9 protein-coding genes are annotated in these 12,766 nt (G+C 47.0%); 8 read left to right on the top strand and 1 reads right to left on the bottom strand.

Going from position 1 to position 12,766, the window contains the following annotated elements; all coding sequences use genetic code 11:
• Nucleotides 1-136: 136 nt before the first annotated feature.
• The 8 genes from JCM16496_RS16745 to JCM16496_RS16710 all read left to right on the top strand — a co-directional run bounded on the left by JCM16496_RS16745 (nucleotide 137) and on the right by JCM16496_RS16710 (nucleotide 12,330).
• Nucleotides 137-1,702 (top strand): glycoside hydrolase family 28 protein, encoded by a 1,566-nt coding sequence (locus JCM16496_RS16745; RefSeq protein WP_128809687.1) that lies wholly within the window; start codon nucleotides 137-139, stop codon nucleotides 1,700-1,702.
• Nucleotides 1,703-1,741: 39 nt separating this feature from the next.
• The gene (locus JCM16496_RS16740) at nucleotides 1,742-2,974 is read left to right on the top strand and encodes a DUF4861 domain-containing protein (protein ID WP_025835704.1); all 1,233 of its coding nucleotides are present in this window, start codon (nucleotides 1,742-1,744) and stop codon (nucleotides 2,972-2,974) included.
• Nucleotides 2,975-3,006: 32 nt separating this feature from the next.
• Nucleotides 3,007-4,686: a glycoside hydrolase family 43 protein gene (locus JCM16496_RS16735; protein WP_025835702.1), complete on the top strand. Its 1,680-nt coding sequence runs from the start codon at nucleotides 3,007-3,009 to the stop codon at nucleotides 4,684-4,686.
• 106 nt (nucleotides 4,687-4,792) lie between these two features.
• Entirely contained in the window at nucleotides 4,793-5,443 is a 651-nt protein-coding gene (locus JCM16496_RS16730) for an HAD family hydrolase (RefSeq protein WP_025835701.1), read from the top strand.
• Nucleotides 5,444-5,681: 238 nt separating this feature from the next.
• Nucleotides 5,682-8,912, top strand: a complete 3,231-nt coding sequence (locus JCM16496_RS16725) for a SusC/RagA family TonB-linked outer membrane protein (protein WP_025835699.1) — start codon at nucleotides 5,682-5,684, stop codon at nucleotides 8,910-8,912.
• A gap of 23 nt (nucleotides 8,913-8,935) precedes the next feature.
• Complete coding sequence (locus JCM16496_RS16720) at nucleotides 8,936-10,705, top strand: RagB/SusD family nutrient uptake outer membrane protein (RefSeq protein WP_025835697.1); 1,770 nt, start codon at nucleotides 8,936-8,938, stop codon at nucleotides 10,703-10,705.
• A gap of 66 nt (nucleotides 10,706-10,771) precedes the next feature.
• Nucleotides 10,772-11,647 (top strand): fibronectin type III domain-containing protein, encoded by an 876-nt coding sequence (locus tag JCM16496_RS16715; RefSeq protein ID WP_128809685.1) that lies wholly within the window; start codon nucleotides 10,772-10,774, stop codon nucleotides 11,645-11,647.
• Complete coding sequence (locus JCM16496_RS16710) at nucleotides 11,626-12,330, top strand: DUF5123 domain-containing protein (RefSeq protein WP_025835692.1); 705 nt, start codon at nucleotides 11,626-11,628, stop codon at nucleotides 12,328-12,330. The genes JCM16496_RS16715 and JCM16496_RS16710 overlap by 22 nt, the downstream gene beginning before the upstream one ends.
• A 248-nt stretch (nucleotides 12,331-12,578) precedes the next feature.
• Here JCM16496_RS16710 and JCM16496_RS22155 read toward each other — a convergent pair.
• A partial coding sequence (locus JCM16496_RS22155; RefSeq protein WP_145973819.1) for a helix-turn-helix domain-containing protein occupies nucleotides 12,579-12,766 on the bottom strand: 188 nt, incomplete at its 5' end.

Below are 12,766 nucleotides of genomic sequence, written 5' to 3'. Positions count from 1 at the left end.
TTTTGCATAAAAAGCCCGAAAGTGTGCAAAGAAAAGGGAAGAACGACAAAAAATACACCAAAACCAACAATAAGTACACATCGTTTCAACCAAAGCCCGATACATTTGCAAACAGTAATCAAATACAGTATCACGAATGAACACATTTATTAAAAAGCTATTGGTGCTCACAGCCTTATCTCTTCCGTTGCTACCCGCCCAGCATGCAATGCAGGCACAATGCGGAAACCATATAAATAACAGTATCTATGAAAACCTCCCGTTCGACATGCCAAAGGTGGAACAGCCTGTCTTTCCCGACTATTCGGTAAACATAGTGCAGTTCGGAGCCAAAAATGACGGCATCACGCTGAACAGCAAAGCCATCAACCATGCCATTAAGGAAGTAAACGCCAAAGGAGGCGGTACAGTCATCATCCCCGAAGGACTGTGGCTGACCGGACCGATAGAACTCTTGAGCAACGTAAACCTCTATACAGAGAAGAATGCCCTGGTAGTGTTTACTGACGACTTTGAAGCTTATCCCATCATAAAGACCTCCTTTGAGGGACTGGAGACCCGCCGCTGCCAGTCTCCCATTTCGGCATGGAATGCCGAGAATATTGCCATTACGGGGCATGGCGTGTTCGATGGCGCCGGTGACAGCTGGCGCCCGGTGAAAAAGGGCAAACTGACCGCTTCCCAATGGGAAAACCTTGTGAAATCAGGTGGTGTAGTGGACAAATCCGTGTGGTATCCCACAGCCGGCGCACTGAAAGGGGCCCTGGCCTGCAAGGAGTTCAACAATCCCGAAGGCATTGAAACGGAAGAAGAATGGAATGAAATCCGTCCATGGCTGCGTCCGGTACTGCTGAACATCGTCAAAAGCAAGAAGGTGCTGCTGGAAGGAGTCACTTTCAAAAATTCTCCGAGTTGGTGCCTGCATCCGTTGTCTTGCGAGCATATTACCATCAACAAGGTGAAGGTATTCAATCCGTGGTATTCGCAGAATGGCGATGCGCTGGACCTGGAATCCTGTAAAAATGCACTCATCATCAACAATATATTCGATGCCGGCGACGATGCCATCTGCATCAAGTCCGGCAAGGACGAGGACGGACGCAGACGCGGAGAGCCCTGCCAGAATGTGATTGTGAAAAACAACACCGTACTGCACGGACACGGCGGCTTCGTAGTAGGCAGCGAAATGTCCGGAGGCGTCAAGAATATCTATGTATCCGACTGCACTTTCCTGGGTACGGATGTCGGCCTACGTTTCAAAAGTACCCGTGGACGCGGCGGTGTGGTCGAGGACATCTACATTAACAATATCCATATGATTGACATTCCCCATGAGCCATTGCTGTTCGACTTGTTCTACGGCGGCAAGGGGGCCGGTGAAGAGACGGAAGAAGAGCTGGAAGGACGTATGAAAGCAAATGTACCACCGGTAACGGTAGAAACCCCCGCTTTCCGCAACATCCATATTTCCAATATAGTCTGCAAGGGGTCCGGACGTGCCATGTTCTTCAACGGACTGCCCGAGATGCCTATCGACAATATCAGTGTAAAGCATGTCGTAATCAGTGACGCCAAAGAAGGAATCGTCATCAGTCAAGCCAAGAATGTGACATTGGAGGACATCCGCATCGAGACCAAAGGCAAAGTGCTGCAGATAAAGAATGCAGAGAATGTAAAGGTGAACGGAAAAGACTATGACTAAAAAAATTCTGTTACATTTGCACTCTAAAGCCGAACAATTATGAAAAACAACTTTTTTACATTTCTTTGTACGCTGTGTATCCTTCCTTTGAACTTGTCTGCACAACAGACTGGAACGGCACAGTTCACCATAGAAGTAAGCAACCAATGGAATAAAGACAAGACGGATGAGCCGGTCGTCATACGCCTCAACGAAATTAATCCGTCCTTCCATGTGCGCTCTGCCGTGGTGATGGACGGAAAAAAGGAAATCCCCTCGCAACTGGATGACCTGAACGGCGACCTGAAAGCCGATGAACTGGCTTTTGTAATAGATGTACCCGCACAAAGTACAAAAATGCTGGCCGTTACCCTTTCGTCTGCCAAGGCAAACAAGACTTACCCTGCGCGCGTATTCGCCGAGATGCTGATACGCGACGCCAAGAAGCAGCAGCATACTCCCATACAATCCGTCACCGTGCCCGGCACCACCAACTTCTACAGCATGGTACACGGACACGGTCCTATGTTTGAATCCGAATTAGTGGCCTATCGCATCTATTTCAACCAGAAACAGACCATAGACCCGTATGGCAAGTTCAACAAAGGACTGGAAATCGAGGAAAGCCAATTCTACCCCACCAAAGAACAATTGGCGCGAGGTTTTGGCGATGACGTACTGATGGTGGGCAACAGCTGTGGCATCGGTGCACTGAAGGGATGGGACGGCACAAAGGCCACCCACATTGAGCCAATAGCCTTCCGTACCGAGCGCATCCTTGCCTACGGTCCTGTGCGTACCGTGGTTGAAGCGGAGGTGAAGGGCTGGGAATATCAAGGCAAGGAACTGAGCATGACCAACCGCTACATCCTCTATGCCGGACACCGCGACCTGCGGGTAGAAACCTTCTTTGACGAGCCGCTGGCAGATGAGGTGTTCTGCACCGGTGTACAGAACATTATGGGCAACGAGACCCTTTCTTTTTCCGACCACAAGGGCCTGGTCGGCAGTTGGGGAAGGCACTGGCCCGTGACGGACACCGTGAACTATGCCAAAGAAACCGTAGGAATCGCCACCTACATCCCCCGGGAATACGTCTGCGAAGAGGTGAAGGATAAAGACAATTTCCTCTATACAATTGCCGCTCCCGGCAAGCACCGTTTCCACCACTACACCATGTTCACTTCCCGCAAGGAAACCTTCGGCTATCCTACCCCGACAGCTTGGTTCGCCTATATGCAGGCATGGAGGGAAGAACTTGAACACCCGGTAGAAGTGAAAATAAAAGGCTAATGAAACAATCGCATACCCTTTTTTACAATAATATGAGAATCAAGAACACCTTTATAGGACTTGCCCTACTATTCGCCCTGCCCTTAGCGGCACAACAGAAGAACTACGTTTCCGAAGTCTGGTGTCCGGACCTGGGAAACGGCAAGTACAAGAACCCCATACTCCATGCAGACTATTCCGACCCGGATGCCTGCCGCGTGGGGAATGACTTCTACTTGACTTCCTCCAGCTTCAACTGCCTGCCCGGATTGCAGATTCTGCATTCCAAAGACCTGGTGAACTGGACCATCATCGGCGCTGCCGTGCCCTACGCGCTGGCTCCGGTCGAGACTCCCGAACACCCCGAACACGGCAACCGGGTATGGGCACCTGCCATCCGCCACCACAACGGAGAATTCTACATCTTCTGGGGCGACCCTGACCAGGGAGCTTTCATGGTGAAAGCCAAAGACCCCAAAGGACCGTGGACCGAACCCATACTGGTGAAGCCCGGAAAAGGCATCATCGATACCTGTCCTTTCTGGGACGAAGACGGCAAAGTCTACATGGTGCACGCGTATGCAGGCAGTCGTGCCGGACTGAAAAGCATCCTCTCCATCTGCGAACTGAATGCGGATGCAACCAGGGCCATCACACAATCGCGCATCATCTTCGACGGGCACAAGGCCCATCAGACCTGCGAAGGACCGAAACTCTATAAGAAAGGAGACTATTACTACATCTTCCATCCGGCAGGCGGCGTGCCTACGGGCTGGCAAGTGGTGCTCCGTTCCAAGAATGTGTACGGACCTTACGAATGGAAGAAGGTGCTTGCACAAGGCAGCAGTCCCATCAACGGCCCTCACCAGGGTGCATGGGTGGATACCCCTACCGGCGAAAACTGGTTCCTGCACTTCCAGGATGTAGGCGCTTACGGTCGTCTGGTACATCTGCAGCCCATGACATGGGTAGACGGATGGCCCGTCATCGGTGCCGACAAAGACGGTGACGGTTGCGGAGAGCCGGTAATGACTTATAAGAAACCTGACATGGGTAGTACCTATCCCCTCTGCAATCCGCAGGAAAGCGATGAGTTCGACGGCTATACCCTCTCCCCTCAATGGCAATGGCATGCCAATATCAATGAAAAGTGGGCTTACTATGCCGGAGACCAAAGCCTCGTACGCCTCTATTCATATCCCGTTGTCGAGGAATACAAGAATCTGTGGGACGTAGCCAACCTGCTGTTACAGAAAGCTCCCGCCGCCAACTTCACCGCTACCATGAAACTGACCTTCGAGCCGACGGAAAAGTACAAAGGCGAACGTACCGGACTGATAGTTATGGGCATGGATTATGCAGGGCTGATACTGGAGAATACCGGCAATGGCCTGGTACTCTCGCAAGTTTCCTGCCCGAAAGCGGACAAAGGCACACCCGAACAAGCGAACGGAAGCGTGGATTTGAAAGAGAATACCGTCTATCTGCGCGTCAAATTCAACTGCGACGGAAAGAAAATTGCAGAGAGTGAAGGCAGTCATGACCTCCTGGTGATGTGCGACTTCAGTTACAGCCTCGACGGAAAAAAATATCAGCCCCTCGGCAAACCCTTCCAGGCAAAAGAGGGCAAATGGATCGGTACTAAAGTCGGCATGTTCTGCACACGTCCTGCCATTGTAACCAATGACGGCGGCTGGGTGGACGTCGACTGGTTCAGAATCAGCCGGAAGTAAGGCTGCACTCTCTATATTGTCCTGCAAATACCTGAAACTCGAGGCAGCATTTGAACATGAATGCAAAAAGCCTATATTTGCAGCAAACTAAAAAATAGAGAAGACAATGAAGAAGCTGATTATATTTGACCTGGACGGAACTTTACTGAATACAATCGCCGATTTGGCACAAAGTACAAACCATGCCCTGCAAGCGCTCGGCTATCCCCCCCACCCGGAATCGGCCTATAACTTCATGGTTGGCAACGGAATCAACAAACTATTCGAGCGCGCCCTTCCGGAAGGGGAAAAGAGCGAAGAAAACGTCTTGCAGGTCCGCAAGGAGTTTGTTCCTTATTATGATGTGCACAATGCCGATAAGAGCCGCCCTTACCCCGGCATCCCCGAACTGCTGGAACAGTTGCAGGAGAAGATGATGCTGGCCGTGGCTTCCAACAAATATCAATCGGCTACCGTAAAACTAATTGCGCATTACTTCCCCAACATACGCTTTACCGCCGTCTTCGGACAAAGGGAAGGGGTCAACGTGAAGCCCGACCCGACAGTGGTGCATGACATTCTGGACATTGCCCAGGTATCCCGTGAAGACGTGCTCTACGTGGGAGACTCCGGGGTAGACATGCAGACGGCCGCCAACGCCGGAGTCACTGCCTGCGGTGTCACCTGGGGATTCCGCCCCCGTACGGAGCTGGAAGAGTTTCATCCGGCACATATTGTAGACAAGGCTACAGACATTGCCGCTATCGCTGTTTTTTGACATACGCCCCTCCCTTTCGAAACAAAAAATACACACTCACCCCTCTTTTCCTGCTTTAAAACATCATACAGACCGGAATTAACATGCTAATATACCATAGATAACAAAAAATACCAGCCTAAAAACAAATTTTGCACATACCCTTTTTCACATCTCTCTACATTTGCATCAACGAATTAACAGTGTGTGCGAACACAGTGAGAGAAAAGAATTACTTTAAATTATAAACATGCAAAGAATGTCTAACAAGATGAAAAACATGCGCACCGCGTTACTATTCTTTTTAGTAGCCATGGTATCGCTCAGCGTATCAGCGCAAAATGTAACCGTAAAAGGTACTGTGACAGACAAGACGGGAGAAACCGTGATTGGTGCTTCCGTGGTAGAAAAAGAGAATACCAGCAATGGTACAATCACCGACATTGACGGAAACTTCACCCTCAGCGTTCCTTCCAATGCCACATTGGTATTCTCCTATGTAGGTATGACTACACAAGAGGTTTCCGTCAAAGGACAAAAAACAATCAACGTAGTGCTGGCAGATGATACCCAAGCCCTGGAAGAGGTGGTGGTCATCGGTTATGGTTCCGTAAAGCGTAAAGACTTGACGGGGTCTGTGGCAACAGTCAACTCCGATGTACTGGCTGCCGTTCCGGTAGCCTCTGCCACCGAAGCCCTGACCGGTAAAATGGCCGGTGTACAGATTACCACCACAGAAGGTTCGCCCGATGCGGAAATGAAGATTCGCGTGCGTGGCGGCGGTTCCATCTCTCAGAGCAACGACCCCTTGTTCATTGTAGACGGTTTCCCGGTAGAATCTATTTCTGACATTCCGGCTTCGGACATTGAAGATATGACCGTATTGAAAGATGCATCTTCTACTGCAATCTACGGTTCACGCGGTGCAAACGGCGTAATTCTAGTCACAACGAAGTCCGGTAAAGAAGGCAAGATCAACGTAAGCTACAACGCCTATTACAGCTGGAAAAAGATTGCCAAAACTCAAGATGTTCTTTCCCCGAAAGACTACGCAAAATGGCAATACGAATTAGCATTACTTAAAAACAACGGTAAAGACCTCAGTTCCTATGAAAAATTTTTCGGCAAATACCAGGATATGGATATGTATGACAATATTCCATACAACGACTGGCAAGATCTGACATTTGGACGGACTGGCAACACATTCAACCACAACTTAAGCATTACCGGTGGTAGTGATAAAATCAGATATGCTTTCAGCTATGCTCATATGAATGACAAGGCCATCATGGAAGGTTCCAACTTCAAACGCGATAACTTCAGCCTGAAATTAAACAGTAAACCAAGCAAAAATACTACTGTTGATTTTACTGTACGATACTCTGAGACTGATATTGCCGGAGGTGGCGCCAATGACGTAAGTAGTACCTATGATTCTGACAAACGTCTGAAATATTCTGTAATTTACACACCGATACCTTTAAAGAATCTGGATTCTTCTGCCGGAAGTGACGATGACGATTTAGGTAACCTTTATGACCCATTGGTTTCTATCTCTGACAATGACCGTCAACAAGAGCGTAAAACCTTGAACATGGCAGGAAGTTTCGGATGGGAAATATTCGATAACTTCAAAATCAAAGCAGAAGTGGGCTATGATGACTATCGCAACAATGACCAACGTTTCTGGGGATTGACCACTTATTACATCAAAAATGTTCCCTCCTCCGGAAACCAAGGCAAACCGGCTATTCAAATTGCCGATACGAAACGCCACAAGTTCCGTAGCACCAATACCATCAGCTACGACTTCTCAAAACTGCTGAAAAATGACAAACACCACTTGAATGCCATGGTAGGTCATGAATGGATTATTACCAAATCCTCCAAACTGACCAATATCGTTCATGGTTTTCCTGAAGGATTTACTGCGGACCAAGCATGGAAACTGACTTCAATGGGCACTCCTTATAATATTGACAATTATTTAAATCCCGATGACAAAATGTTGTCCTACTTCGGACGTGTAAACTATGATTTCGACAGCAAATATCTGTTCAGCGCTACGTTCCGTACCGACGGTTCTTCTAAATTCTCATCCGGCAACCAATGGGGGTATTTCCCCTCTGCAGCCGTTGCATGGCGTATATCTTCCGAACCGTTCATGGAAAACGCCAGAGGATGGCTGGATGACATGAAACTGCGTTTCAGCTACGGTACGGCCGGTAATAACAATATTCCAGCTGGACAAATGGTCCAATCATACAGTAACTCGGCAACAGCTTGGATTAATGGATTCAGCAATTATTGGGCTCCTTCAAAAACAATGGCCAACCCCGACCTCAAGTGGGAAACTACCATTACCCGCAATCTCGGTCTGGATTTCACCCTTTGGGGAGGCAAGCTGAACGGTACTGTTGAGGCCTACCTGAATACTACTAAAGACTTGCTGATTGAATTCCCTGTGGGAGGTACCGGTTATGACAACCAATACCGTAACATGGGTAAAACTGAGAACAAAGGTCTTGAAGTCACTCTGAACTGGACGGCAGTCAATAAAAAGAACTGGGAATTAAGCTTCAGTGCCAATATCGGTTTCAACAAAAGCAAAATCAAAGACCTAGGCATCATGGATGACTTCGGTGCTGAAACATATTGGGCATCTTCAGAAATCGGTTATGACTTTTGGATTGCCAAAGGAGGAAGTGTAGGCCAAATGTATGGATACCGTTCAGACGGTCGTTATGAAGTTTCGGATTTTGAAAGATATGATGAAGCCACCAATGCGTGGATATTGAAAGAAGGTGTAGCCGACGCTACAGCTGCAGTAGGCAAAGTTCGTCCCGGTATGATGAAGTTGAAAGATATAGGAGGCAAGGACGGTGCCCCTGATGGTGTTATTGACAATTATGACAAAGAAATCATCGGTGATGCCAATCCTACCCATACCGGTGGTTTCACCATCAATGCACGCGCATATGGCTTCGATTTGAGTGCAAACTTCAACTGGAGTGTAGGCAACGACATATACAATGCCAACAAGGTTGAGTTTACCTCTACCGGCAAATACCAATACCGCAACATGATTAGCGACATGGCCGACGGTAAACGCTGGACCAATCTGAATGCAGACGGTACGCTGTGCAATGACCCAGCCAAATTAGCTGAAATGAATGCCAACACTACGATGTGGTCTCCCTATACAGACCGCATGATATTCAGTGATTGGGCCGTAGAGGACGGTTCTTTCCTCCGCTTGAATACATTGACTTTAGGCTATACACTGCCGAATGCTCTGACGCAGAAAGTGAAAATCCAAAACTTGCGCTTCTATGCAACTGCGTACAATGTATTCTGTCTGACAAGTTATTCCGGCTACGACCCGGAAGTTTCCACTATCCGCAAGACAAACTTGACTCCGGGTGTAGATTACTCCGCATATCCCAAGAGCCGTCAGTTTGTTATAGGTGTTAACTTGAATTTCTAAACCAAACAAAAAACAGTACAGAAATGAAAAAATTAATTTATATCTCCCTCATATCCCTGTCAATGGCAGGAGGATTCTCCTCTTGCGACTTGGAAGCACCGAGCAAATCCGCATTGGATGCTCAAGTCATCTTCTCGACCCCTTCGCTGGCCGAAGCAGCAGTAATGGGTATCCATCAATCGTTTGGTGAAACCAACTCTTATCGCGGACGTTTTTTACCGTTCTACGGATTGAACTCCGACATCGAATGGATCAACGGTATGGATATCACCAAAATGCCGGACGGCGGCAAATATGATCTCGGTTCTTATGCCGCAACTCCCATAAACAGCCAGATGAACAATACAACCAATGCTTATGCCAAGTTTTATGAGGGTATTGAACGTGCCAACCAAGCTATTGCCGGTCTGCGCACTTATGGAAATGTAGAAACTAACAGCGAACTGGCCCAATTACTGGGTGAAGCACTGGCATTACGAGCAGTGATTTATCTCGACTTGGTGAAAGGTTGGGGAGATGTACCAGCCCGTTTTGAACCGATAACTACTGCAACCATGTACCTGGGGCGTTCCGACAGAGATGTTATCTACAAACAATTGCTGGCCGATTTGGAAGAAGCTGCAGGATTGGTTGCATGGCCCAATGCAACTTCCGTAACCAAAAGCGTCGAACGCGTAAACAAAGCGTTTGTAAAAGCTCTCAGGGCGCGTATCGCTCTTTATGCCGGCGGTTACAGCCAGCGTGCCGACGGAGTTCGTCTGAGCAATGACCCGGATTTGGAAAGAAGCAAGATGTACACTATCGCAAAGAATGAATGTGTGGACATCATCGAGCGAGGATGCAACAAATTAGGTTCCTTCAAGGACAATTTCGACCGGCTTTGCAAAGACATAGTATCAGCAGGTGAAGAATCAATCTGGGAAATCCCGTTTTCTGATGGTCGCGGACGCGTTCTCTATACATTCGGTGTGAAACATAACGAAAAAGACCAGTATACCCAACAAGCACAAGGTGGCGTAAACGGTCCGTTGCCTACCCTGTTCTATGACTATGATGTGGAAGATGTCCGCCGTGACATTACTTGCGTTCCCTATGAATGGAGCAAAGAAACGACCGCCAAGCAACAATTACGCAGTTTGAACAAATGGTGCTTCGGCAAACTACGTTACGAATGGATGAGCCGCATTGTGACCTCCACCAACGACGACGGAATCAACTGGCAATACATGCGTCTTGCAGATGTTTATCTGATGGCGGCTGAAGCCATCAACGAATTGGAAAGTCCGTCTGCCGCCGCAGTTTATATGAAACCGATTCTGGATCGTGCTCTGCCGGCAACCAAAGTAACAGCTTATATGAATAGAGCTACGGCCAGCAAGGACGCATTCTTCAATGCTATCGTTGAGCAACGCGCATTTGAGTTTGCCGGTGAAATGTTAAGAAAAGCCGATTTGATTCGCTGGAACTTATTAAGTACTAAAATGGCAGAAGCCAAGACCAAAATGCAACAACTGCGCAGCCGTGAAGGTGCGTATGCCGACCTGCCAGAAAAACTTTATTATAAAATAGGCACAGATGGTGAAACATTGGTAATCTATGGTTTAAACCACGGAGATACTGATGCTAAAGGTGCATCCCTCGGATATGAAGAAAATACGACCTGGATTTCAGAAACCAAACTAGAAGACAAAACCATTGATGCACTTTACACCCAAAATCCTGACGAAAACCAGTACTGGCCTATCTGGCAGACATTCATTGATAGCAGTAATGGTATGTTAAGCAACAATTAATCAACACCTAATTAATTGAAATACATGAAATTTAAAAAATACATTTGCTTGTTGACCATTGTCACAATGGCCTTAACAACAGCTTGTGAAGATCAAAGCGAACTTATTACAAGTGTCAACTATGAGCGTCTGTTTGCCCCCATTAACTTGGAAGCAAGAGTTGTGAACCAAATCAATGTCCGTTTGACATGGACTCCCGTAAGCGGAGCACAGAGTTATGACTTGGAAATCTATCAGAATGCCGATCAAACTTCTGAAGACGAAGATGAGAATGACAGCAAGATACTCACCTATGACGGTACTCCCATACGGACCATTACCGGAATCGCCAGCAGTGAGATTCCTTACACTGTAACCAAGCTAGAAAGTGAAACCAAATTTACAGCCCGTATCCTTGCACGCGGTGAAAACATCACTGAATCCAAATGGAGTGGCATTGAATTCAAGACCAATGCAGAACAAATATTCAAGGAGGTAAATCCTGACGAACTGAAAGCGAAACAAGTGACTTTGCGCTGGACGGCTGGCGAGGCGGCAGACAAGATTATACTGACACCGGGCAATATTGAGCATAAAGTCACGTCTGATGAAATAGCAGCAGGCGCAGCTACAATCACGGATTTGATACCTGAAACTGCCTATACGGCCAAACTACTAAGAACAGACGGAAAGACTCGCGGTACAGTCAGCTTTGAAACGTTGATTGACCTGGACGGTGCCATTCCGGTATATCCCGAGGATGATTTTGCTGCAATAATTACCGATGCCGAAGACGGAGCTGTATTGGCATTCTTCCCCGGCATTTACCAAGTGGCTAAAGATGAAAACGGTAAAATAGGAAAGATTGCATTGAACAAAAGCATTGAAATCAAGCTGTCCGTCCCAATGACCGTCCTATCATCAACGGTTGTTTCCAAATCATGGAAGGAGCTTCTGCCGTAAGCATGAAACAAATAATCCTCGACGGTAAAGACACTGACGGAAGCCAGGCTTTCGACTATAAGAGTGCAACAGCTTTTAAAGGATTGACCCTTGACGATTGTGAAATGATGAATTATGGTAAAGGGGTTTACTACGTGAACGTAGCTGCCACAATTGATGAAATCAACATCAACAATTGTTTGTTCCATAACATCGAGTGTAGTGGAGGTGATATGTTCGACTGTCGTTCGGGTGCCATCAAGGCTATTAAGATGACGAATACCACTATTTGGAAAAGTTGTTTGGAACGTGACTTGATACGCTATGATGACAAATCCAGCGATTTTGCCAGTATTGCTCCTACTATTATCATTAACAATTGTACTTTGGATGGTGTCTGCAATTCAAGCAGCAAACGTATTCTCTATGTCCGTTTCAAAGGTAATAGCATTACATTCACCAACAACATGGTGACTAATACGGCTGGGAATTTCTCCAATCAAGACAAGACAGCCGTTCCGACTTTCAAGAACAACAACTACTTCAAAGCTGACGGCTATTGTGTGGCTGGAGGTAGTGGCAAATTTACGGACGGAAGCGGAACCCAATTGGATCCTGGTTATAAAGATGCAACCAACGGGGACTTCACTTTAGGTAACGAAGACTTAATTTACAAGAAAGTCGGCGACCCACGTTGGTATTAAAAAAGAACAGTTCTCCATAAACCTACAAGAGGATGAATCCATTTTATTGGAATTCATCCTCTTGTCGTACTGTCACTATCCAATTCTTTTCCCCATAAATCAATATCGGATGGAGCTTTCCATAAGCTCCATCCGACCAATAGTCCTATTGCCAATAAAAAAATCAAATATATCATTATAGTCCGGTTTGTTTCAATGTCTTATAATAACACAACAAATGGCATTAAAGTTCGCTTCACCCGAATTTATTATTTTTTCGTTCTTTTATCCTTGTATTCCGTCGGCGTCATTCCCATTTTCTGCTTGAAGCATTTACTGAAATAACGCGGGTCGTTGATTCCTACCATATAGGAAATCTGAGTCATGGAATATTCGCCCGTCTCGATGAGCTGCACGGCACGGTTGATACGCATTTCCTTGATAAACTCTATCGGTG

Source organism: Bacteroides rodentium JCM 16496, assembly GCF_000614125.1.
In the GTDB taxonomy this organism is placed as follows: Bacteria; Bacteroidota; Bacteroidia; order Bacteroidales; family Bacteroidaceae; genus Bacteroides; species Bacteroides rodentium.
This window is presented reverse-complemented; position numbering and strand designations above follow the sequence as displayed.